This is a genomic window from Pectobacterium punjabense (genome assembly GCF_012427845.1).
GTDB classification, from domain to species: Bacteria; Pseudomonadota; Gammaproteobacteria; order Enterobacterales; family Enterobacteriaceae; genus Pectobacterium; species Pectobacterium punjabense.
In genome coordinates this window covers 1,648,806-1,674,032 of the sequence record NZ_CP038498.1, presented here as the reverse complement: position 1 = coordinate 1,674,032, position 25,227 = coordinate 1,648,806, and the positions used below count along the sequence as shown (strand labels likewise).

17 protein-coding genes and 1 tRNA gene are annotated in these 25,227 nt (G+C 49.8%); 13 read left to right on the top strand and 5 right to left on the bottom strand.

All coding sequences use genetic code 11. The annotated features are described in order from the left end of the window. Positions 1–391 precede the first annotated feature (391 nt). Positions 392–2,542: a formate dehydrogenase subunit alpha gene (gene fdhF / locus E2566_RS07450; RefSeq protein ID WP_107169935.1), complete on the top strand. Its 2,151-nt coding sequence runs from the start codon at positions 392–394 to the stop codon at positions 2,540–2,542. Positions 2,543–3,334: 792 nt separating this feature from the next. Beyond that, positions 3,335–4,642 (top strand): dicarboxylate/amino acid:cation symporter, encoded by a 1,308-nt coding sequence (locus E2566_RS07445; RefSeq protein WP_107169934.1) that lies wholly within the window; start codon positions 3,335–3,337, stop codon positions 4,640–4,642. A gap of 72 nt (positions 4,643–4,714) precedes the next feature. Here the strand turns inward: E2566_RS07445 and hypT are convergent, their stop codons facing one another. Then, positions 4,715–5,614, bottom strand: coding sequence for a hypochlorite stress DNA-binding transcriptional regulator HypT (hypT, locus tag E2566_RS07440; protein WP_107169933.1), 900 nt, complete (start codon positions 5,612–5,614; stop codon positions 4,715–4,717). 222 nt (positions 5,615–5,836) lie between these two features. Here hypT and cuyB point away from each other — a divergent pair, with 222 nt between their 5' ends. Further along, positions 5,837–6,553 (top strand): cysteate racemase, encoded by a 717-nt coding sequence (cuyB, locus tag E2566_RS07435; RefSeq protein ID WP_107169932.1) that lies wholly within the window; start codon positions 5,837–5,839, stop codon positions 6,551–6,553. Positions 6,554–6,696: 143 nt separating this feature from the next. Here cuyB and E2566_RS07430 read toward each other — a convergent pair whose 3' ends face one another. Then, positions 6,697–7,641 carry a pectate lyase family protein gene (locus E2566_RS07430; RefSeq protein WP_107169931.1) on the bottom strand — a complete coding sequence of 315 codons (945 nt, stop codon included), beginning with the start codon at positions 7,639–7,641 and terminating at the stop codon, positions 6,697–6,699. A gap of 217 nt (positions 7,642–7,858) precedes the next feature. Then, positions 7,859–8,674 carry a MetQ/NlpA family lipoprotein gene (locus tag E2566_RS07425; RefSeq protein WP_107169930.1) on the bottom strand — a complete coding sequence of 272 codons (816 nt, stop codon included), beginning with the start codon at positions 8,672–8,674 and terminating at the stop codon, positions 7,859–7,861. Positions 8,675–8,901: 227 nt separating this feature from the next. On the opposite strand from E2566_RS07425, the gene E2566_RS07420 reads away from it, so the two are divergent. From E2566_RS07420 to E2566_RS07375, 10 genes are all read left to right on the top strand, one after another. Beyond that, positions 8,902–9,531: a response regulator transcription factor gene (locus tag E2566_RS07420; RefSeq protein ID WP_010285873.1), complete on the top strand. Its 630-nt coding sequence runs from the start codon at positions 8,902–8,904 to the stop codon at positions 9,529–9,531. A gap of 3 nt (positions 9,532–9,534) precedes the next feature. Next, positions 9,535–11,112 carry an MASE1 domain-containing sensor histidine kinase gene (locus E2566_RS07415; RefSeq protein WP_107169929.1) on the top strand — a complete coding sequence of 526 codons (1,578 nt, stop codon included), beginning with the start codon at positions 9,535–9,537 and terminating at the stop codon, positions 11,110–11,112. A gap of 89 nt (positions 11,113–11,201) precedes the next feature. Next, on the top strand, positions 11,202–12,533 hold the full coding sequence (uhpC, locus tag E2566_RS07410; RefSeq protein WP_107169928.1) for an MFS transporter family glucose-6-phosphate receptor UhpC: 1,332 nt from the start codon (positions 11,202–11,204) through the stop codon (positions 12,531–12,533). 225 nt (positions 12,534–12,758) lie between these two features. Next, positions 12,759–13,793 carry an ABC transporter substrate-binding protein gene (locus E2566_RS07405; RefSeq protein ID WP_107169927.1) on the top strand — a complete coding sequence of 345 codons (1,035 nt, stop codon included), beginning with the start codon at positions 12,759–12,761 and terminating at the stop codon, positions 13,791–13,793. Between the two features lie 175 nt (positions 13,794–13,968). After that, the gene (locus E2566_RS07400; protein WP_107169926.1) at positions 13,969–16,047 is read left to right on the top strand and encodes an ABC transporter permease; all 2,079 of its coding nucleotides are present in this window, start codon (positions 13,969–13,971) and stop codon (positions 16,045–16,047) included. Positions 16,048–16,052: 5 nt separating this feature from the next. Continuing rightward, positions 16,053–17,111, top strand: coding sequence for a ferric ABC transporter ATP-binding protein (gene fbpC / locus E2566_RS07395; RefSeq protein ID WP_205942486.1), 1,059 nt, complete (start codon positions 16,053–16,055; stop codon positions 17,109–17,111). Positions 17,112–17,493: 382 nt separating this feature from the next. Next, a complete protein-coding gene (locus tag E2566_RS07390; protein ID WP_107169924.1) occupies positions 17,494–18,570 on the top strand; it encodes a LacI family DNA-binding transcriptional regulator in 1,077 nt (358 codons plus the stop codon). Between the two features lie 329 nt (positions 18,571–18,899). Continuing rightward, positions 18,900–22,022 carry a beta-galactosidase gene (locus E2566_RS07385; protein ID WP_107169923.1) on the top strand — a complete coding sequence of 1,041 codons (3,123 nt, stop codon included), beginning with the start codon at positions 18,900–18,902 and terminating at the stop codon, positions 22,020–22,022. Between the two features lie 347 nt (positions 22,023–22,369). Then, complete coding sequence (locus tag E2566_RS07380) at positions 22,370–23,632, top strand: MFS transporter (RefSeq protein WP_107169921.1); 1,263 nt, start codon at positions 22,370–22,372, stop codon at positions 23,630–23,632. Between the two features lie 142 nt (positions 23,633–23,774). After that, positions 23,775–23,850, top strand: a tRNA-Asn gene (locus E2566_RS07375). A gap of 171 nt (positions 23,851–24,021) precedes the next feature. On the opposite strand, the gene E2566_RS22030 is transcribed toward E2566_RS07375, so the two are convergent. Beyond that, positions 24,022–24,135 (bottom strand): DUF1348 family protein, encoded by a 114-nt coding sequence (locus tag E2566_RS22030; protein WP_240618647.1) that lies wholly within the window; start codon positions 24,133–24,135, stop codon positions 24,022–24,024. Positions 24,136–24,364: 229 nt separating this feature from the next. Further along, positions 24,365–25,003, bottom strand: coding sequence for an NAD(P)-dependent oxidoreductase (locus E2566_RS07365; protein WP_107169920.1), 639 nt, complete (start codon positions 25,001–25,003; stop codon positions 24,365–24,367). Positions 25,004–25,227 lie beyond the last annotated feature (224 nt).

Below are 25,227 nucleotides of genomic sequence, written 5' to 3'. Positions count from 1 at the left end.
TTACCCATTAGCTGGGAAGTTGTGCTAAAAAAATTAACGAAAAGAATGCGTTATCTTCCTTGAGAGGCCAGTTTCCGTTGTTTTAAACAGCCGACGGGCATGAATACATCAGCCTGGCCGGTGGCACATAGAGTTAGTATCGTCAAAAACAGTATAGGCATTAACGGATAAAGAGGATGAATGCGCTACCACGTTATTTTCCAGACAAATGTCTTATGGAAAAAGGCTGTGACGCTCAAGGCGTTAGGACAATTTGTCACGCGCTGAGCATGACCACGATCAGTAAATTAATTTTCTTTATCGGTGATTATCGAAGGTTAGACAACTGCATCAATACCCCGCGACAAGAATGCAGTTCTTACGATCCAAGACTCGGCTTTGGAGAATAATCATGCAGAAAGTGCTTACCGTCTGCCCGTATTGCGGGTCAGGCTGCAAAATTAACCTGCTGGTAGAGAATGGCAAAGTGGTGGGTGCGGAAGGGGCAAACGGCGTCACCAACGAAGGTGAACTCTGCCTGAAAGGTTACTATGGCTGGGATTTTCTCAACGACACCAAAATCCTCACTCCGCGTTTGAAACAGCCGTTGATCCGACGTCAGAAAGGCGCGCCCTTTGAAGCCGTATCCTGGGATGAAGCCATCGGCTTCGCCAGTTCCCGGCTGCAAGCCATTAAAGAGCAGTACGGTGCCGAGTCGATTATGCACACCGGCTCGTCCCGTGGCCCCGGCAATGAAACCAATTACGTGATGCAGAAATTTGCTCGGGCGGTAACCGGCAATAACAACGTCGACTGTTGCGCTCGGCTCTGCCACGGCCCTTCCGTTGCCGGGTTACAGGTTACGCTGGGCAATGGCGCGATGAGTAACTCCATCTGCGAAATTGAAAACACCGACTGCATTCTGATTTTTGGCTACAACGCCGCAGACTCGCACCCCATCGTGGCACGCCGGATACTGAAAGCCAAAGCGCGCGGTGCAAAAATCATCGTATGCGATCCGCGCCGCATCGAAACCGCACGCATCGCCGATCTGTGGCTACCATTAAAAAATGGCTCCAACATGGCACTGGTCAATGCATTTGCTAACGTCCTGATCAATGAAGGCCGCTACGATAAATCCTACGTCGCTCGCCATACCGAAGGCTTCGAAGAATTCAGTAAGACCGTCGCAAAATACACGCCTGAGTATGTCGCCGATATTACCGGTTTATCGCCGAAATTGATTCGAGAGGCGATGCGGATGTATGCCGCCGCGCCGTCCGCTACCATTCTATGGGGAATGGGCGTGACGCAGTGGGGTCAAGGCGTTGATGTGGTCAAAGGGCTATCCGGTCTGGCACTGCTAACGGGGAATTTAGGGCGTCCGAACGTTGGCGTCGGACCAGTACGGGGCCAAAATAATGTGCAGGGCGCGTGCGATATGGGTGCGCTGCCTAATATGTTTCCCGGTTATCAAAAAGTCACGGATCAGGCCGTACTGGCAAAATTTGCCGATGCCTGGGGCGTCCCCGAACTCTCTGACAAAATTGGCTACTCACTGACCGATCTGCCACACAGAATAAAAGAAGGAAAAATCAGAGCCAATTACGTGATGGGCGAAGATCCGTTGCAAACCGAGCCAGATCTGTCAATGCTGCGTGATGCGTTCAACGAGCTTGATCTGCTGATCGTACAAGATATCTTCATGACCAAAACCGCCGCGATTGCCGATGTCATTTTACCTGCGACCTCCTGGGGCGAGCATGAAGGGGTCTACACTGCTGCTGACCGAGGGTTCCAACGCTTTTATAAAGCAGTGGAACCTCAGGGCGATGTCAAACCAGACTGGGAAATCATCAGCCTGATGGCGACAGCCCTCGGTTATCCGATGCACTATAACAATACGCAGGAAATCTGGGACGAACTGCGACAGCTCTGTCCGCTGTATTACGGGGCGACCTACGAGAAAATGGCAGGACTAGGCTATGTGCCGTGGCCATGTCCGAGCGAAGACAGCCCTGGAACACCGTGGCTATACGCGGGCAACCGCTTCGATCGCCCTGGCGGCAAAGGCCTGCTGTCAACGGCCGAATGGCGACCGCCGATGGAATTGGTAGATGAAGATTACCCTCTGGTGTTGTGCACCGTGCGTGAAGTCGGTCACTATTCCTGCCGCTCCATGACGGGTAACTGCACCGCGCTACAAACGTTAGCGGATGAGCCCGGTTATGTGCAGATTAGCCTGCATGACGCCGAGCGCTTAGGAATACGCGATCAGCAATTGGTCTGGATTTCCTCACGACGCGGCAAGGTTATCTCTCGTGTCGCCGTTAGCGAACGCATCAATAAAGGTGCCGTGTATATGACCTATCAATGGTGGATTGGTGCCTGTAACGAACTCACGCTGGATCATCTCGATCCCATTTCCAAAACGCCAGAATACAAACACTGCGCCGTTAGGCTAGAAGCCATTGACGATCAGCAGGCAGCGGAAGCCTATGTACAACATGAGTACAGCCAGTTGAAAGATCGCCTACGCTCCACGGCAGAAAACGTCAACTAACCAATAGCCCTACTGAACCACCACGATAAATGTTGGCATAACGCGCTTTTACGTGGTGGTTTCATCCTTTTCGATGCAGGGTTGTTTCAGCTTGGTCAGGACACCGAGAGCAAATAGCGATTTTTTCAGTGAAATGAATTAATAACATTATTTTAAATAATTGATAACAGTCTTTTAGGCAACAAAGAACACTATTTTAAATAACCGAAACACTGAAATATTACAAAACAGAAACACTTTGATTAATAATTACACTTTATTTGGCGTGGAGCTATCGCTACATGATTAATTAAAACAAGTCATAGTTAAAATAATTAAAAAACTAATGTAATCAAAAAATGCGATATATATCATTCTTTCGTTGATTGTTTTTTTATTACTACCTAATTTTTAACCAATTGACCATGTATTTTATTGATGTAATCCACAGCATCATTAGCAACACTAATTCAACACCTTACCCCACCTTATCTTACCAACAGAAAACACACCCAAAGCACTGTTTAATAAGAAGTTAATTAAAATAACACCTTTTTCTCGATCTGCGCCCCACATCCTCATTAATCATTACAAGCGGCATGGACATGCATTTTTCGCATGACAAAGATCACAATTACATAACAATCCGCAGAAAAAAAATGTAAAAAGCAAGAATCGTTGTAATATCGGCGGGCAGACACAACACCCCAATAACAGATTCGGGTGAGGGCTTGGTGTATTCAGGGAAAGCACCAGCCATCACGCGGCAATAATATTGTGTTGTCTGAATCAATTCATCAACATGAGGTTTATATGCAAAGGCAGAAGTTACTTGTACAGATAGTCTTGGCTATCGTCCTGGGGATATTAATCGGATGGGCCTGCCATCAATATCTTGATGGCAGTCGAGCAAAAGAAGTTGCATCTTATTTCAACATGGTTACCGATATCTTCCTGCGCTTGATTAAAATGATCATCGCACCACTGGTCTTCGCTACGCTAGTTTCTGGCCTGGCAAGCATGGGAGGAAACTCTTCTGCTGTTGGCCGTATCGGTATGAAAGCCATGATCTGGTTTGTCAGCGCATCATTCATTTCCCTGCTCATCGGTATGCTCTTCGCTAACCTGTTCCAACCTGGTGCAGGCATGAATCTCGAGATCCCAGCGCAGCACGTTGCGACAGGCCTGAATACCGACAGCTTTACGCTTAAGAGCTTCATCAGCCATATCTTCCCGAAAAGTATCGTAGAAGCGATGGCGAACAATGAGATCCTGCAAATTCTGGTGTTCTCTCTGTTCTTCGGCTCCGCACTTGCCTATGTAAAAGGTAAAAACAAACACGCGACCACGATCATTTCCATGATCGAAGAACTGACCAAAGTGATGTTCCGCGTAACTGACTACGTAATGGCGCTGGCTCCTATTGCTGTCTTTGCCGCAATCGCTTCCGCGATTACCACGCAAGGTCTGGGACTGCTTTACGACTTCGGTAAACTGATCGGTGAGTTCTACCTTGGCCTGGCCGTACTGTGGGGTGTTCTGTTCCTGGTGGGCTATCTGTTCCTGGGCAAAGCCATCGTTACGCTAGCGAAGTTGATTCGCGAACCTACCATGCTGGCTTTCGCCACCGCGAGTAGTGAGTCGGCTTACCCGAAAACGATGGAAGCACTGACCAAATTCGGCGTACCGAAAAAAGTCACCAGCTTTGTGCTACCTCTTGGTTACTCATTCAACCTCGACGGTTCTATGATGTACCAGTCCTTTGCGATTCTGTTTATCGCACAGGCTTACAACATCGACCTGAGCGTCACTGAGCAAATCCTGATTCTGCTGACGCTAATGATCACCAGTAAAGGGATGGCAGGCGTAGCACGCGCCTCTATCGTGGTGGTTGCGGCAACGCTGCCGATGTTCAGCCTGCCAGAAGCGGGTATTCTGCTGATTATCGGTATCGACCAGTTCCTGGATATGGGCCGTACTGCAACTAACGTCATCGGCAACAGTATCTCTACCGCCGTTGTGGCCAGTCTGGAAAAAGACATCCACGATGATGAGGAGGAAGAGGTTACCGACGGTGTCGTCGCCTATCAGGAACCTCAGCAGGCGACGCAAAATAGCTAATGCTGACTGAGTGAATACTCTATAGCGGCCCACGTCACGTGGCCGCTATTTTTTTATCTCGTGGTCTAACGTTTATAGCCCAGACGTCGATGACAGCCCTTTCATATAGCGCCAAAACTTCTCAGAAGCCACATTCAGACGCGCATCAAGCCGATACAGATAAACCCCCATACGTATCACCGCGTTTTCCATGCTCAAAATCGCCAGTTCTTTGTTTTTCAGCTCTTCCTGAATGGAATAGTCCGGCAGCCAAGCAATACCATAACCTTTCTTTGTCATGCGTTTGAGCAAATCGCTCATGGAAGAAACAAAATTAACCGTGAACTTATCGCTGTCGACGCTGGATAAGTAACGGCTGACCTGACGCCCCATGTAGCTTGTTTCAGTATAGTTGAGCAGCGGCACCGATGAGGCGCTCACGTCAAACAGCGGCTTCCCTGCACTGTCGCACGCGCAAACCGGATAAAGTCGGGATTCCAGTATCTTCTCGTGCATAAAAGGCTCTCCCATCAGATCCTCATTGTAAAACGAGAAAATAAAGTCACTGCGCCCTTCTTTAAGATTCAGCACCGCTTCATCGACATCGATCGATTCGACATAGAAGATTTTTTCCTGCGGGTCCGGCACATCTTTTAACAGCTCCGGCATGATAAACACCGACAGCGAATGCGCTGCTGCAATGGTGATCTTATTTTTGTAATTATCCCCGCCGTGCAGCTTATTGAGCTGATACTCCAAATCATCCAGCGTATTGCGGATATAGGCGTGGAACACGCGCCCCTGCTCAGTTAATTGCAACGGCAGCGCGCTGCGGTCGAAAATATCAAACCCGACGGCCGCTTCCAGCGCCTGAATACGCCGACTAAATGAGGATTGAGAGATATTTCGCTTCTCGGCTGCCAGCGTAAAACTACGGTGCTCTTCAAGCACGATAAAGTCATAGAGCCACTTGGTTTCGATATTGTTTAGCATCACCCCTCACTCAAGACGCTCAGCGCTATGCTTTCGTTCTCTACACCCGCGCTTTACATCATCAACAAAGATTTTTTCCACGGCACGCCGTTAAACCCAGTAAAAGCATAGAGATGCTAATAGTTATGCAAATCATACATAGCAGATGGGAATTTAGCAATTCACATTGCCCATCAGTGTGCGATTATCCTTTTAATTTCATAATGCTACAGGGTTAACAGCATGAACAGTCTCGTGGGAATTCTTGGTGGTATGGGGCCGGGTGCTACCGTCGATGCGATGCAAAAACTGATCAAAAACACGCCAGCGTATCGGGATCAAGACCACATTCCAATGATTGCGGTTTCTATTCCTGATATCCCTGACAGAACACAGTGCATTCTCCAGCACAGTGCGTCACCGCTGGGTAAGATGCTGCAATATATGAAAATTCTCGAAAACGCAGGCGCTGAGTGCATCATTATTCCATGTAATACCGCACATTATTGGTTCAATGAATTAAAACAACAGTGCCGTGCGGAAATGATCAGCATTATTGACGTGACCTGTCAGGCAATTAAGAATGCCAATACCACACGCGTCGGCTTATTAGCGACGACGGCGACCGTTAAAGCAAGAATTTATCAGGACAACCTGAACGCCGATAATATTGAGTGCTACACGCCGGATGAAGCTGACCAACACCAGGTAATGGAAAGCATCTATGCCTATAAATCCGGTGACATTTCTGGGGCCTATAGCATGCTGTCACCAGTAAAAGATCGCCTATTGCAGGCTGGCGTCGAGAAAATTATTTTAGGTTGCACCGAGCTTCCATTAATTCTGGAACAGGAAGTCAGAATCTCACCGCAACATTATGTCGATGCAACAGAAGAGTTAATTAAGAAAACGGTCGAGTGGTATTTTACTCACAGCCCGAGAAATAACATTGCTGCTTAGGTGGGTGATTTTTTCAATTAACCGATTAAAATAAACATGCCACTCGGAATTAATATATTCTCCGAGTGGCATATTACGCACATTCAATATTTAATGAATTTTAATCTCGAATAAAACACTGAGAATATAAGAACACTCAGTGATTATGATGGGAATTTGAGCGTACTACTTTGCGCTCCTGCATTAGAAACTACCCAAGATTTAGCTGCCGCGGTGGTCATCAAACTATATGAATAGTTAGATGATGCCGTCCATTTAGCCGCAGGTGATTTGCTCGCTACCGCTGCGGGTGAACTGCCATTATCCGTAAAGGTTGAACCATTGCCTTTATCATCAACCATGCCTTTCTTTTCCGCACCGGTGCCAAATACGTTGCGTTCAGAAAGTACATTGGCATTCTGCGCGACTGTAAAAGCCAGATTGAATTTATTGACGTAGTTGTTGAAGACATGGAAATAACCATAACGCATCAGGCCAGGTGCACGAACCTGAATATTTTCGTAATAGTTGTGGCAGATGGTCAAACGTGGGTAGCCATTGTAGGCACTATTATTGTCATCTGCCGGATGACCAAAGATGCAGCCATATTTATGGTTTGAGAATAAGCAGTTACTGATCGTGACGTAATCCGCTTTTTCACCGATATAAATCAATTTATCGAGACTGCCATCACTATCACTCCACGTATGTCCCGGCCATGAGCAGTGATCCACCCAATAGCCTTTACCGTAGTTCAAATACAGTTGAATATCATCATTATCCTTGATGGAGACATCGTGTTTAAAAACCAGATTCTGAAAAATGACGTTAGCCGAGCTGCTATCAGCACGCAGGTGGATATTGGTCAGTACATTAGCCCCGCCGAAAGAACCGACAATGGTTTTATTACTGCCAAATACGACTTTGGTTAATGCTGATGCTTTCAACGATGCGCCCAGCACTACGATGGTTTTTGTGGAACCGCTCACGGCTGATTTAAAATCTGCCAGAGAATTTACCGTCACAACTTTACCCCCCGTTCCTCCGGTAACATTCGCTGCTTTTGCAAAACCAATAATCCCAGTAAGATTCGTTGTTGGATAAGCCATAAATATCCCTCTTTACAATTAGTGAATAGTAGTGTCTTTTAATGCGTTATTTAATCGATAACAAATAACACACCGCCGACAATTAAAGAGTGTATATAGGGGATTTTATTATGCTTATTAATCGAGTTTAATAAAAAAACAACCTTTCAAATAATTAAATTATCAATTGATAAGCTGCCATCCTTTTAGTAAAAGAATGGCAGCGCCAGAATGAGTATTACCACCCTTTTACTGCACCACCGTTAAAAATACGGTCAGCAGCCTGCTCAACCTCATCAGACTGATAGGCTTTAATAAATTTATTCACGTTCTCCGCCTCTTTATTATCCTCACGGGTCACGATGATATTCACATACGGAGATTCTTTACCTTCAATAAAAATACCGTCTTTCGTTGGCGTTAAGCCCGTCTGCTGAATATAGGTCGTACTAATAATTGCGATTGTCACTTGTGGATCGTCTAACAAACGTGGTAACTGTGCTCCTTCGACTTCCATAATACGCAGGTTATGCGGATTGGTCGTGATATCCAGCACTGTCGGCAATAACCCCGTATCCGGCTTCAGAGTAATTAATCCGGTTTTTTCCAACAATAACAAGGCTCGCCCCAGATTGGTGGGATCGAAAGGAATCGCGATAGTATCGCCATTTTTTAGATCGTTGATATTCTTAATTTTCTTCGAATACCCTGCCATTGGGAAAACAAAGGTATTTCCTACTGCCACCAGCTTATAGCCGTGTTCACGGTTTTGCTGTTCCAGAAAAGGACGGTGTTGAAATACATTCGCGTCCAGATCGCGTTTATCCGTCGCCTCGTTCGGCAAGAGCGACCCGCTAAACCCAACCAGTTCAACCTCCAGATTATATTTTTCTTTTGCGACTTTCTTCGCGACGTCAGCAACATCCTGTTCCGCGCCATTAATCACACCAACTTTAATATGATTGGCAGAATTGCCTGCATTATCACACGCAGTCAATGCCATTGACGCGGTGACCATTCCCGCCACCAGCGCTATACGCCATTTCTTCATCATTCTGATTCCCTGACATCATAAACATATAGATTTAAAGAGAAAAACAGTATGTCTCTCGATTAACCGAGTCAAATAACTCCGCGTTCTATCAATATGCTTTTCATCATTCGGACAATAAGTGTGGTGATATTTGCTAAGCCGATTCCATTTTACCTATCTGCTATTGCTCGCCTCTGCATTCCCCCGCATTATGACGTTTTGATGACTTTGGATTCACACGGCGAACCATGATTAATGTGGCTTTGGTTGACGATCACATCGTTGTACGGTCTGGCTTTGCACAACTTCTGACATTAGAGAATGATATTCAGGTCGTTGGCCAATATGCTTCAGCGGCGCAGGCATGGCCGCATTTGCTCAAACAGCCGATTGATGTGGCCGTGATTGATATCGCTATGCCGGATGAAAGCGGCCTGTCGTTATTAACCCGTCTGCGTCAACAGCGCCCTAATTTTCGCGCCATTATTCTGAGCATCTATGACACCACTGCATTTGTACAAAGTGCGTTAGACGCAGGTGCGGGGGGCTATCTCACAAAGCGCTGTGGCCCGGAAGAATTAGTGCAGGCGGTTCGCGTAGTCAGCAGCGGCGGCCTTTACCTGTGCGCCGATGCACTGCACGCCATTCGCCATCAGCAGCAGCCACCGAAAGAGCTGCTGGCGCTGACACCGCGCGAGCGGGAAATATTCAGCTTGCTGATCAATGGAATTAGTGTAAAAAGCATCGCTGAACAGCTCGAACTTAGCCATAAGACCGTTCACGTTCACCGTGCCAATATTCTCAGTAAGTTACAGTGTGAGTCCACAGTAGAACTGGTGCACTTTGCGCTGCAACACCAATTGCTGGCTGGAAAATAAATCATGCGCCGCCTGCACGTCATCGGCATGACGCTGTTTCTGGCCTTTTTCTATAGCCTGATTTGGCTAGCGCTGTGGACCATCAGTTTCTATTTGAGCAACAACGGCCAGCAGGCGGCGCTGCTGTTACCGCAAGGGCTGCGGCTGGCGTTGATGATTTTGCTGCCTAGAAAGTACTGGCCGACCTTACTGCTTGCGGAAATCGCCATCCAGAGCTGGCTTATTAGCGAGCAGCTCATAACGCGTTCGCTGCTGCTACTTTCTCCGTTCCTCAGCCTGATTCCGGCCATCATCACGCATAAAATCTGGCATCGCTATACGCTTTATTGGCAACGGCTCCTGCTGCTGCTGGCGGCGCTGACGCTCAACACCCTTTTGCATGGTATCGCTATCGGCCCCTGGTTACACTCGCAACTGACACAAACGCTGCTGGCAACGTTTACCGGCGGCGTCCTGCTGATCCCATTCATCTATCTGCTGTACGAATACATCAAACAGCAGCACTTGCAGACGTTACTGGCGCAGGAGATCCCCGATCCGCCGCTGCGTACCTCGCTGCTGATTTGGTGCTCGCTGTTTTTTTCCATTGGCGTTTGCCTGCAAATGGCATTTACACCCGAGATGGAACGCCTACTGCTGATCTTCGTTTTTCTGCCCAATGTGGTGATGGCGTATAAATTCGGCTGGCAAGGTGGCGTGCTTTCCGCCGTACTCGGCAGCCTGATGATTGCCGTCACTCGCCAGGTGAGCGGAGCCTTTGATGACCTGCTCGAACTAGAGCTGTTTCTCTCTACGCAGGCACTGCTCGGCATTGGATTGGGGATCGCGATAAGCCGTCAGCAACAGTTGGCACAGCGTCTTCAGCGCTACCGCCAGCAGTTGGAAAAGGAGCTAAAAACCCGACGCCGGCTGATGGAACGCATTATTCATACCGAAGAAGCCGTGCGCAAAGAGATCGCACGTGAGCTGCACGATGATATCGGCCAAAACATCACTGCGATTCAAATTCAGGCCATGCTGGTGAAACACAGCGCTCCCGCTGAGGCAGCCCAGCATGCCGCCGGGCAAATCGGTGAGCTGTCGCGGCGAATCCATCACACCACGCGCCAGCTGCTGCGCCAGTTGCGCCCACCAGTGCTGGATGAAATGGTGCTGGATAAAGCGCTGCACCATCTGGCGGATGAGTTCGCCTTCGCGGCTCGCGGCATCCAGTTTCAGTTGGATTATCAGCTTCCCACCCCCCCTCATGATGACGTGGTGGTTTTCACCCTTTATCGGCTGGTGCAGGAACTGCTTAACAACATCAACAAGCACGCCAGCGCCACGCAGATTACGGTTCGCCTTTCCCAACAGGATGACCTGATTACACTCGACGTCATTGATAACGGTGTGGGCATCGCACAAAAAAACAGGTCGCATCCGACAGGCGGTGGCTTTGGCCTCCGGGGCATCGAGGAACGCGTACAGGCGTTGGGCGGTAACTGGCTGGCAAAAGCCGCCACCATTGGCGACGCTGCCACGCCGCGCGGTACGCACATAATTGTTAACTTGCCCACAAAATTTAAACAAAAAGACGATTAGCTAGGAATTATTCCTAGCCACCTAAAACCTTGTCTCATCCTTTTTAATTCACATCCCCCTACTCTTCTCTCAACGCGACGGAGAACCCCATGCAGGCACCCATGTTTTCACCGGGACAGCTTTCACCCACACAAATCAGCCAGCGTTATCGCTACTGGCGACCGCGATTGCTGATTTCCATGGTCATCGGGTATGCCACGTTTTACCTGACGCGTAAGAGCATCAACTTCGTCATGCCGGTGATGCAGTTGGAATTAGGGTTAAGCAAAGGCGATATCGGTCTGCTAGGGACGCTGTTTTATCTCTGTTATGGCGCGTCAAAATTTATCTCCGGCATCGTGTGCGATCGCAGCCAGGTGCGCTGGTTTATGGGTGTCGGGCTGATGATTACCGGCGTGCTGAATATTCTGTTCATGTACTGCCAGTCGCTCACGGGTTTGCTGATTGTTTGGGCGCTGAATGGGTTCTTTCAGGGCTGGGGGTGGCCGCCTTGCGCCAGACTGCTGAGCAGTTGGTATTCGCGCAATGAGCGCGGCCTCTGGTGGGGATGCTGGAATACGTCGATCAATATTGGCGGTGCGGCGGTTCCCCTGTTGGCGGGCTATCTGGCCTCCGAATGGGGATGGCAGGCGGCGCTGCTGGTGCCGGGCATCACCGGCATTGTGATTGGTCTGTGGCTGTGCTGGCAGTTGTGCGATAAGCCGCAACAGCAGGGGTTGCCCAGCGTCGGCCAGTGGCGGCGCGATGCGCTGGAGCTTCGACAGGAGCAACAGAGCCCACCGATGTCAATGCGCCAGATTCTGCGCGATGCGATTTTGCGTAACCGTACCATCTGGTTACTCGGGTTTTCCTACATTCTGGTGTACCTGATTCGCATCGCACTGAATGACTGGGGGAACATCTGGCTGTCGGAGAGCCACGGTTTCAACCTGCTCAGCGCGAACGCCACGCTGTCGCTGTTTGAACTGGGCGGGTTGATGGGAGCGCTGTTTGCCGGTTGGGGTTCGGACCTGCTGTTTCGTGGTCAACGCGCACCGATGATTTTGCTGTTTGCATTAGGGCTGTTTTTAACCATGACCGCGCTGTGGCTGGCACCGATTCATCATTATTCACTGCTCGCGGCCTGTTTCTTCAGTATCGGTTTTTTTGTTTTTGGACCACAGATGTTGATTGGTCTGGCTGCGACGGAATACAGCCATAAGGATGCCGCAGGCACGGTGACAGGTTTTCTGGCGTTGTTTGCCTATCTGGGGGCAGCGCTGGCGGGCTGGCCGCTGGCACAGGTGCTGCAACACTACGGATGGTCGGGATTTTTTACTCTGCTGGCGTTGGCTTCAGCCTGCATCGGACTGTTATTGATGCCGCTGCTGATGGCTGGTGTCAGCCGCCGGGAACGCTTAATGACATCAAAACAGCAATAACAATCGATAACTATACCCTAAATAATTCGAGTTTCAGGAAGGCGGCGACACAGCGAATCCCCAGGAGCTTACTCAGGTAAGTGACTGGGGTGAGCGAGGACAAATCGGCTAGCCGATTTGAACGCCGCTTGCGGTGGCCCGTGAGGGCGAGGCTCAGAGATGAGCCGAGTATTGCCAACGCACATGCAACTTGAAGTATGACGGGGATATACTAAGGAAAACATCATGAAACTGACTACCTTAACGACCCTCATCGCCGCTGGACTGACCGTCGCTGCTGTTACCACCACCACTGCTCGGGCCGAAGGCCGCTTAGTCGTTTATTGTGGTGCTACCAACACCTTTTGCGAGGAAGAAACTAAAGCTTTCAGCGAAAAATACAATGTCAAAGTATCATTCCTCCGTAACAGTGCGGGCAGCACGCTGGCAAAAATCGATGCGGAGAGAAAGAACCCACAGGCTGATGTCTGGTACGGCGGCACGCTGGACCCGCAATCTCAGGCCGGTGAAATGGAATTACTGGAGCCGTATCAGTCTAAAAACCTTGAGCAGATCATGCCGCAGTTCCGCGATCCTGCCAAACGTAAAGGCAACTACTCGTCGGCCATTTATGTCGGCATCCTCGGTTTTGGCGTTAACACCGACCGCCTGAAAGAGAAAAACCTGCCAGTGCCGCAATGCTGGAAAGATCTGACTAACCCGGTCTACAAAGGCGAGATTCAGATTGCCGATCCACAGAGTTCCGGTACAGCCTACACCGCGCTGGCGACCTTCTCCCAGCTTTGGGGTCAGGATCAGGCTTTTGATTACCTGAAAAAACTGAATGCCAACGTGTCGCAGTACACCAAGTCTGGTATTGCCCCGGCACGTAACGCTGCGCGTGGCGAAACCGCTATCGGCATCGGCTTCCTGCATGACTACTCGCTGGAAAAAGAGAAAGGCGCACCGCTGGCATTGATCTCCCCGTGTGAAGGGACTGGCTATGAAATTGGCGGCGTCAGCATCCTGAAAGGCGCGCGCAATATGGATAACGCCAAACTGTTCGTTGACTGGGCGCTGTCGAAAGAAGCACAGGAACTCTCCTGGAAGAAAGGCCAATCCTACCAGATCCTGACTAACACCACTGCCGAAGCGTCCCCTCTGTCGCTGAAATTGCAGGATCTGAAACTGATCAACTATGACATGGACAAATACGGCGCGGCAGACGTGCGTAAAGAGCTGATTTCCAAGTGGGTTAACGAAGTCAAAATGGGTCAATAACCTCGACTGATTGCCCTTTATTGATTGCAAAAAAACGAGAACACGGCGATATCGCGTTTCGCTTAACGCCGCGTTCTCAACATCGCTGATTGACCATTACTCAATATTATTCACCAACCAATACCTGTGACGATTCAATCTTATAAAACAACGCTATAAAGCACCAGGGAACCTTATGTCACACACACTCACTCTTTCACCAACGCCTAAGTGGGACCCTATATTCCTGTGGCTGGCGCTGATTGCGGCAACATTTTTGCTGCTGCCAGCGTGGAGCCTGGATTACGGCCTACTCGATGCCTCACGCGATGAACTGCTGGCGGCCTACAGTTGGTCGAGCCTGAATACCAGCCTGCTCTGGTTTCTGCTCCCGTTAGGATTACTAGCACGTCCACTGCTTACCCCCACTCGGCAGCAGCGTGGCCGCCACCGTTTTGATGCAGCTTATGCCTTGTTCTGTGCCCTTTTCGTGGTCATCAGCGCCACAGTTGAAGGCCGCGGTATGGGCTATGCCACCATTGTGCTGTTTGTCGCGCTGAGTGCGATTATTACGCTGGCGCTCTCACGGCTTGACTGGCTGGGGGGCGATCGCTTCGTCATCGGCTCGCTCATCAGCATCATCGCGCTGATTGGCGTCTTTATTCTTTACCCCAGCATCGCTATCTTCATCCCGATGTTCACCAACGACAGCGGTGAATTCGCGCCGCTGGCATTTATGCAAATTTTTGGTCAGACACACATTTTACGGGTGATCTGGAACTCATTCCTGCTGTCGGTTGCCGTCGGTATCGGCTGTACTTTCTTCGGAATGGTGCTGGCGATCTACACTTCGCGCATCGCCCGCCGTTCTGCAATTATTGGCCGCATTTTCTCCATTCTGCCTATCGTTACGCCACCGTTTGTCGTTGGGTTAGGTGTGACGCTGATGATGGGCCGATCCGGCTATGTCACCGAGCTGATGGTAGCCTGGTTCGGGCTGACGAACACTAACTGGCTGTACGGTTTTACTGGCATTTGGCTGGCACAGGTGCTCGCCTTCACGCCAATGTCGTTTATGATTCTCGAAGGCGCGATGAAGACGATTCATCCGTCGCTGGAAGAAGCGTCGTATACGCTACGTGCCAACCGCTACCAAACCTTTCAGCGGGTTTTCCTACCTCTGCTGAAACCAGCACTCGCCAACTCGTTCCTGATCGTAATCGTCCAGTCGCTGGCCGACTTCAGTAACCCACTGGTGCTGGGTGGAAACTTCGACGTACTCGCCACACAGATTTACTTCTATATCACCGGGGCACAGCTGGATTACCAGTCAGCCAGTACGCTCGGTGTTGTCCTACTGGTGTTCTCACTGGCCGTGTTCTGCGTGCAATATCTGTGGATCGGTAAACGCTCCTACGTCACGATTTCCGGTAAATCCTACCGGGGTGATGTACAGCCGCTGCCTATTTCGCTGGTGTGGATCGTCAGCATCCTGCTCTATATCTGGATTGCCTTTAACGTTCTGCTGTACGGCAGCATTTTCTACGGCAGCTTTACCGTTAACTGGGGCGTGGATTACACCCTGACGCTAGACAACTTCAGCAAACTGTTCGGACAAGGCTTTAACGACGGCGCCTGGCCTTCCCTGCTGGATACGCTGCTGTTCGCAGGTATCGCCGCACCGATTACGGCACTGTTCGGGCTGCTTATCGCCTACATCGTGGTACGCCAACAGTTCTACGGCAAAAAGGCTATCGAGTTCACTACCATGCTGTGCTTTGCCGTGCCGGGCACCGTGGCGGGTGTGTCCTACATCCTGGCCTTTAACAGTGCGCCAGTTTATTTAACGGGAACGGCGGTGATTGTCATCATGTCGATGGTCATGCGTAACGTGCCGGTCGGTATCCGTGCGGGTATCGCCGGACTGGGACAGTTAGATAAATCGCTCGATGAAGCATCGCTTAGTCTGCGGGCAGGCTCGATGCGCACAGTATTCTATATTCTGCTCCCGCTGCTGCGTCCGGCCATTCTGTCCGCGCTGATTTACAGCTTCGTGCGTGCCATTACTACCGTCAGCGCCATTATCTTCCTGGTTACGCCAGATACCCGCGTCGCCACGTCTTACATTCTTAACCGCGTGGAAGACGGTGAATACGGTATGGCGATTGCCTACGGTTCCATCCTGATTGTGGTCATGCTGGCCATTATTTTCCTGTTCGATTATCTGGTCGGTGAAGCGCGGGTTTCCCGCACAAAAGCCAAGAATAGTGACTAAGCGGAGTGATTACCTTGAATACTGAAAAAAACTTTGTCGAACTGAAGCACGTCACTAAACGTTTCGGCAACAACACCGTCATTGATGATTTGAATCTGGCGATCCCACAGGGAAAAATGGTCACGCTGCTGGGGCCATCAGGCTGCGGTAAAACCACGGTACTCCGTGCCGTTGCTGGGCTGGAAAAACCGACGGAAGGCCAGATTTTCATCGATGGCGAAGACGTCACCGAGCGCTCAATTCAACAGCGTGATATCTGCATGGTGTTCCAGTCTTACGCCCTCTTCCCACACATGTCGCTGGGCGAAAATATTGGCTACGGGCTGAAAATGCTCGGTCGTCCGAAGGCGGAAATCAATCAGCGCGTCAAAGAAGCGCTGGCGCTGGTCGACCTGGAGGGGTTTGAAGATCGCTACGTCGACCAGATTTCCGGTGGACAGCAACAGCGTGTCGCTTTAGCTCGTGCGCTGATCCTCAAGCCTAAAGTCCTGCTGTTCGATGAGCCACTGAGTAACCTCGATGCCAACCTGCGCCGCAGTATGCGTGAGAAAATCCGCGAACTTCAGCAGCAATTCAATATCACCTCGCTGTATGTGACGCACGATCAGAGTGAAGCCTTTGCGGTGTCGGACATGGTTCTAGTCATGAACAAAGGCAAAATCATGCAGTTGGGCGCGCCGCAGGAGCTCTATCGCCAGCCGGCTTCCCGCTTCATGGCCAGCTTTATGGGAGATGCCAATATCTTCCCAGCGACCTTTACGGCAGACAACGTGAACATCTATGGCTACCTCATTCCGCGTCCGCAGGGTTTTGCCGCCGGATTAAGCGAATCGACCGTTGGTATTCGCCCGGAAGCGATTACGCTCAGCCATCAGGGCGAAGAAAGCCAGCGCTGCACGATCACACAGGTCGCCTATATGGGGCCGCAGTACGAAGTGCAGGTAGACTGGCACGGGCAGTCGATGCTGTTGCAGGTTAACGCGACCCAGCTTCAGCCGAATCCAGGCGACAGCTACTATCTGCAAATTCATCCTTACGGCATGTTTGTGTTGTCCGAGCAGTAAACATCAAGTAACCCTCCCTCAAACTGGGAGCGCTTGCTCCCGGTTTGAGGACAAAGGTCGTCGAGCGGTAGTAACGGATAGATCGTAAAGACGCTGTAAATACATCCCTGTACGCTCGGATTGCGCCATCCATGGCGCAAACGCTTTACTCTTCTATTCCGTTACTCCCGTTTTAATTCTGCACATAGGTTTGTTATCAGTCTGAACGTTAGTGTCAGTTCCCAGTTTTACTTTTTACAAACATCTAAAAACGCCTACGAACCTCAGTTTCTCTTCGGTCTATTTTGATTGTGTCGGAATACATACGCCTGTTACGGATTCCCTGTGCGATTTGTTATGATGATGCTCTTTTACGCATGGAATCACGCACGGAATAGCCGCTATGAAACAGAAACCCATAACCTTAAACGATGTCGCCGAGTACGCAGGGGTTTCCTATCAGACGGTTTCCCGCGTGCTGAATCAAGCGCCTCATGTTTCATCCCGTACTCGCAGTAAAGTGGAACAGGCGATGGCGGCACTTAACTACACGCCAAACCGCGTTGCACAGCAGCTGGCAGGAAAAACCATCACCACACTGGGGCTGGTCACTACCGATCTGTCACTACACGCGCCTTCACAAATTGCCGCCGCGATTAAGACCACCGCCAGTCAGCTAGGGATTAACATCGTGATGTCCATGCTGAGCAGCCCGGATGTCAACACCTGCAATAATGCCGTTAACGACCTGCTTTCTCAGCGTGTCAGCGGCGTTATCGTGAATGTTCCGCTATCCACGGATGAAGTCGCCCACATTAGCCAGACCTGTGCCGACACCCCCGTCCTGTTTATGGATGCCGATCCGCATACCGACATACTCAACGTCATGTTCGACCCCGATCACGGCGCACGCTTAGCCATCACGCATCTGGTACAGCTGGGGCATCAACACATCGCCCTGTTGACCGGACCAATGGCGTCGATCTCCGCCCGTCTGCGTTATGAAGGCTGGCTAGCCGAGCTGGAAAAACAGCAGCTCCCCCCCGCTTCAGTGCTACACGGTGACTGGAGCGCCGCATCCGGTTACCACCAGACGCTAGCCCTGCTGGGAGAATCCCTGCGCGTCTCCGCCATTGTTGTCGCGAACGATCAAATGGCGCTTGGCGTCCTGCGTGCGCTGCACGAGTATGGCCTGCGCGTACCGGAACAGATGTCAGTGATCGGTTTTGACGATACCCAGGACAGCGCCTATTACACTCCGCCACTGACAACCATTCGCCAGGATTTCAGGCTATTAGGTAAAGAAGGCGTCACTCGTTTGCTCGCCACGCTGCGCGATCCTACCCAGAGCACATCACTGCTGTTACCCACCGAACTGATCGTACGCCATAGCACCGCCGTACATTCATCAACCCATGCCTCCCTGCAAGAACTCACCAAAAACCTGTTGGACATTACACGCCAGCTACAAAGGCTGTAACCCTTTATGTTTGTAACCCCTTACACGACTTGTAACCCTTTACACAACAGCACCTTTTTCCCCATCGATGTCAAACCCTAACAAAATAAGATGATAAACAATAAGTTATTTATCATCTCTCGTTGATTTCTTGCGTAGCGCTTTCCAAGTTCGATGTATCGCCACTCATTTTACAAACGATCTTTGTGATCGCTTCCACTTTATTGTCACGTTCCACTTTACTCGCCCTGACGAGTCGATATGTTATGAGCAACAGAAATTGTGAGCGAATAACAATTTAAATATCCAATCACAGAAACAGACTCAAGACGTTCAGGAGCCAAGCCATCATGAGCGATACCGTTTTACCGTATCCAGTACGCCATCGCGCCACACTGCAAGAGATCCTTGCCCGACGTGATTGGGAAAATCCAGCCTGTACTCACTATCAGCGGCTCCCCGCTCACCCACCGTTCAACAGCTGGCGCAGCGTGGCTGCTGCACAGCAAGATGAGCCTTCTCAGCGGCTACGTCGCTTGAATGGCGAATGGTCATTCCATTATTTCACTCGCCCGGAAGCCGTACCAGAAAGCTGGCTACAGCAAGATCTACCTGACTCCACTACTATTCCTGTACCTTCCAATTGGCAACTACAGGGCTATGACACCCCGATTTACACCAACGTAAAATACCCGATCCCCGTCAATCCGCCTTATGTACCAAAGGATAACCCTACAGGTTGTTACTCGCTCACTTTTAAAGTCAATCGCGACTGGCTCAGCAGCGGACAAACCCGGATTATTTTTGATGGCGTCAATTCCGCTTTTTATCTCTGGTGTAACGGCCACTGGGTGGGGTATTCACAGGATAGCCGTCTGCCTGCGGAGTTTGATATTGGTCCTTATCTGGCCGCTGGTGAGAATCGACTGGCGGTAATGGTGCTACGCTGGTCTGACGGAAGCTATCTGGAAGATCAGGACATGTGGCGTATGAGCGGTATTTTCCGCGACGTCACGCTGCTACATAAGCCTGCGGTTCACCTCAGCGATATCCAACTGACTACTCCACTTAGTACCGATTTCCGCCACGGCACGTTGGATATTCAGGTAAAAGCCGCGATCCCCGAAGTTGAGGTTAAAAACTATCGCATCCACGCACAGCTCTGGCGTGGTAATAAACGCATCGGCGATGCACGCCAGGCGTTCGGTTGCAATATTGTCGATGAACGCGGGGCCTACCACGACAAAGCTTCTCTCCGTATTGATGTGCCGCAGCCGGAGCTGTGGAGTGCCGAGCAGCCACACCTGTACCGCGCCGTCATTGCACTGGAAACCGTAGAAGGCGAGCTAATCGAAGCGGAGGCTTATGATGTTGGTTTCAGAAAAGTTGAAATCCGCAGCGGCCTGCTACTGCTAAATGGCAAGCCGTTACTGATACGCGGCGTTAACCGCCACGAGCACCATCCACAGCACGGCCAGGTCATGGACGAAGACACGATGCTGCACGATATTATGCTGATGAAGCAGCATAATTTTAACGCGGTACGCTGTTCGCATTACCCAAACCACCCGTTGTGGTATCGGCTATGCGATCGCTACGGTTTGTATGTTGTCGATGAGGCAAACATTGAGACACACGGCATGCAGCCGATGAACCGTCTCTCGGATGACCCTGCCTGGTTGCCAGCCTACAGTGAACGTGTATCGAGGATGGTGCAACGCGACCGTAATCATCCTTGCATCATTATTTGGTCATTGGGGAATGAATCTGGCTATGGCGCAAACCATGATGCACTTTACCAGTGGATCAAACGCCACGATCCGACCCGCCCCGTGCATTACGAAGGTGGCGGCGCGAATAGTCGTGCAACCGACATTGTGTGCCCAATGTACGCCCGCGTTGATGAAGACCAACCCTTCCCCAGCGTGCCTAAGTGGTCGATCACAAAATGGGTCAGTATGCCGGATGAACAGCGGCCACTTATCCTTTGTGAGTACGCTCACGCGATGGGCAACAGCTTGGGGGGATTCGCCCGCTATTGGAAAGCATTTCGTCAATATCCCCGGTTACAGGGCGGATTCATCTGGGATTGGGTCGATCAAGCGCTGACTCGTCATGATGAACAGGGCAATGTCTACTGGGCGTACGGTGGAGATTTTGGCGACACGCCTAACGATCGCCAGTTCTGTCTGGACGGCCTGCTTTTTCCCGATCGCACCCCGCACCCCAGCTTATATGAAGCTCAGCGGGCACAGCAGCATATTCAATTCACCTGGCAAGCTGAATTCCCATGTGAGTTACGCGTCACCAGCGAATATCTGTTTCGCCATACGGACAACGAGCAGTTGAACTGGTGCATTACGCTGAACGGCGGCACGCTTGCGCAAGGTTCGTTACCGTTGACGCTTGCACCGCAGTCCACTCAAACGCTGACGCTGTTGGAGGCACTTCCCATAGCCGAACGCACAGGGGAACTCTGGCTCAACGTAGAAGTCGTACAACCCAGAAAAACCGCCTGGTCAGAGGCAAACCATCGCTGTGCGTGGGATCAGTGGCAACTCCCTACACCGCTTCACCAGCCCGAAGCACCCTGTTCTGGGCAAAAAAAATCCCCTATTCTACAAGCGTCCGATACGTACGTTGAAATCGTTCAAGGCGAGCAGTGTTGGCGTTTTAACCGCCAAAGCGGTTGGCTAGAACAGTGGTGGACGGCAGATATCCCTACTCTGCTAACCCCCTTACAGGATCAATTTGTTCGGGCACCGCTGGATAATGACATCGGCATCAGTGAAGTCGATCGCATCGATCCCCGCGCCTGGGCCGAGCGCTGGAAATCGGCTGGGCTTTATCAATTGCAAGCGCAGTGCGTTGCCATTCAGGCTGACCAACTCGCCGATGCCGTACACGTTATCACCGAGCACGTATTCCGCCATGCCGGGCAGATCCTGCTACGGAGTAAAAAGTGCTGGCAGATTGATGCGCACGGCATGATGACCGTTGATGTCGATGTTGATGCTGCAACGGTACTGCCCTCGCTAGCCAGAGTGGGCTTGAGCTGCCAATTAGCTGACGTCACGCCTCAGGTTAGTTGGGTCGGGCTTGGCCCGCATGAGAATTATCCAGACCGGCAACTCGCCGCACAGCACGGGCATTGGAGCCTGCCGCTAGATGACCTTCACACGCCCTACATTTTCCCATCGGAGAACGGATTACGCTGCAACACACGTATGCTGACATATGGAAAATGGGTTATCACCGGAAATTTCCATTTCGGGATAAGCCGCTACGGACTCACACAACTGATGACATGCACCCACCATCATTTACTAGAAAAAGAAAAAGGCGTTTGGCTCAATCTGGATGGTTTCCACATGGGAATTGGTGGTGATGACTCCTGGAGTCCCAGCGTCCATCGCGATGATTTGCTAACAGCGACGCATTATCACTATCGCGTCGCTATTCAACATCACTAACCGTATTGATATGAAAAAAGAGTATTAAAAAAATAACGAAAGAGCACGGGTTATACCGTCTCTTTCCATTCTAGTTGTATCCAGAAAGTATATATCCGTCGTAAACATAAACGTTGCGGATATATACCCTAAATAATTCGAGTTTCAGGAAGGCGGCAAGTGAGGGAATCCCGATGAACTTACTCAAGTAAGTGATTCGGGTGACTGACAAACCTGCCCGAGGCAGGTTTGAACGCTGCTTGCAGCGGCCCCAACGGGGCGAGGTACACGCCAGTGTGCCGAGTAACGCAGCCAACGCACATACAACTCGAAGTATGACGGGTATAATGCATATCGGAGAAAACAACATGTATTACCTACATAACAAGAATTTTTGGATATTCGGCCTGTTTTTCTTTTTCTATTTCTTCATCATGGGGGCTTACTTCCCCTTCTTCCCTATTTGGCTCCATGACATTAATCAAATAAGTAAAAGTGACACAGGAATCATTTTTGCCTGTATTTCTTTTTTCGCTTTACTATTCCAACCTATATTTGGCTTACTTTCAGATAAATTAGGACTGAGAAAACATCTGCTATGGATTATCACCATAATGCTGGTTTTTTTTGCGCCGTTCTTTATTTATGTTTTTGGTCCATTGTTAAAATACAATATCGTTTTGGGTTCTATCGTCGGTGGTATTTATCTGGGGTTTATCAACAACGGAGGTGCACCAGCCATTGAAGCCTACATCGAGAAAGTCAGTCGCCGTAGCCAGTTTGAATTTGGCCGTGCACGCCTGTTCGGCTGTCTCGGTTGGGCGCTCTGCGCGTCCATTGTTGGCATCATGTTTACCATCAATAACCAGTTTGTTTTCTGGCTTGGCTCAGGTTGTGCAGTCATCCTCGCCATCCTGTTGCTGCTAGCAAAACCAGAGGCCTCCTCCAGCGCTATCGTTGCCGACCAGGTAGGCTCCAACCAGAAACCCTTCAGCCTGAAAATGGCAGCTGAACTGCTAAAAGAACGTAAAATCTGGTTCCTGACTCTCTATGTCGTCGGCGTTTCTTGTACTTATGATGTGTTCGATCAGCAGTTTGCCAATTTCTTCACCTCGTTTTTCGAGACCCGACAGGAAGGTACAAGAGTATTTGGTTATGTCACTACGCTGGGTGAATTACTTAATGCCACCATCATGTTCTTCGCTCCTCTGATTGTGAACCGTATCGGCGGTAAGAACGCGCTTCTCATCGCCGGGACGATTATGTCCGTGCGAATTATTGGCTCTGCTTTTGCCGATTCTGTACTGGAAGTGATTGTGCTGAAAACGCTACACATGTTTGAAGTTCCTTTCCTGATTGTCGGTTGCTTCAAATACATTACCACTGTCTTTGAAGTCCGCTTTTCTGCGACTATTTATCTGGTGTGCTTCTGTTTCTTCAAACAGATATCAATCATTTTCATGTCCATCTTTGCTGGCAATATGTATGACAGTATCGGCTTTCATGGCACTTACCTGATTTTAGGCGGCATCGCCCTCTCCTTTACGACGATATCTCTATTCACTCTGTCAGGAAAAGGGCCGCTATATGCCTTTTCCGATAAACAAAAAACACCAATAAACCAACCGTAACGATAGAGAAATACGCTGCAATGCCGATATTTGCCAAAAATATCGGCAGATTGCGCATTCTCTCACCGAACAGTGCAATTTTGTGGTTTACGCCTTTGACATGTGCAACACACGCCGTTATTATGCGCCCCGTCAACACGATTCCTCTGTAGTTCAGTCGGTAGAACGGCGGACTGTTAATCCGTATGTCACTGGTTCAAGTCCAGTCAGAGGAGCCATACATAGAAAATCCCGCTTAAGGAAACTTAAGCGGGATTTTTGCTTTTAGCATTTTATTCAATACGTTACACCTTAAAGCCGTTCCCGATGCCCATGCCATTTCCCCTCCGCATCGGAAGAATGTGGTGGTCAGATTTGGGGTCTTTCAGGTTCGATAATGAAGTGACCCTCTACTGTCTCTTAACGACTAAAAGAATCGCTTCGTCACGCCTGACGATAAACTCTCCTCGATTTTGCCAGAATGAATCATGGGTATAAGCAAGCGAAACACGCTCTGGATTAATTGAATTCCAGACGTCTTCCGCAAGGCGTATTTTTTCCTGAGTACTTTCAAGGGTGAATGGTAGGCGATTCCCGTCTATCGGGGCTGCACATTTCTGAGTGTTAGATGTGTACGAAGCCGTCTTATGCAGTAAAGTGCATACCGATTCGATTTAAGAATCTATGCTATTTTTTCCTTTAGCATGGGGATGCAGAGTATCTGCATCCCCATGAGAGATGAAAAAATCCAGGTTATTTATAGGCAACCGTCATAATATTTTTGACGTAGTTGCCATTTTCAATTTCTGCCACAAAAGCTTCAGCATAGTCAGGATAAGAAATACTACTCTTGCCTTTCGTATCTTTTTGCAGTGTTTTAGCGGCGACATGATAATGACCTATCTTGGCCCCCGGACCGATTTCTGCAGCTGGCGAGAAGAATGTCCACTCCAGATCGCTTGCTTTATTGATAATCTGGAAGGCTCTGTCGTGTGCCTGGCCGTATGGTCTGTAGTCTTCAGGGAAATAAGGTGCGTCAACCAGCTTAGAACCCGGTGCAACCTCAAGGCTGCCGGCACCACCGACAACAATGACACGCTTTATGCCCGCTACCCGTGCAGCCGACACAATCGCTTTCGCCGCTTCAGTAACAGTATCAATATGATCGCCATGTGCTCCATAAGCACTTGCTAGGACATCAGCTTCTTTGATTGCTTCAGCGAAAGCGTGTGTATCAAATATATCAACGACTTTAAATTCAACAGCCTTCAGTGCTTCTGGGGCATTTCGGGGAGTGCGGACAATACCAATGACCTTATGTCCCTTACGAAGTGCTTCTTTGGCAATTTCAGACCCAATTTTACCGGTAGGCGCTACGAGTGCAATTTTCATGATTATTCCTCTGATAATGAGTAAGTATGCCTTGGTGCTGGTGAAACAATAAGTTGGCGAGTTCAGTCTACTGGCCCATGGGGTATAAAAAAACATCGTAGCGGTGGCTGATTTATTGCATAAATCAGTCAAATAGTAGGTTTTAGACTTAATGTATGCGAGCAATTGCCCCAATTGCTTTGCGTATAAAAACAACCTATAAATATCGATTGTTGATGATGTCA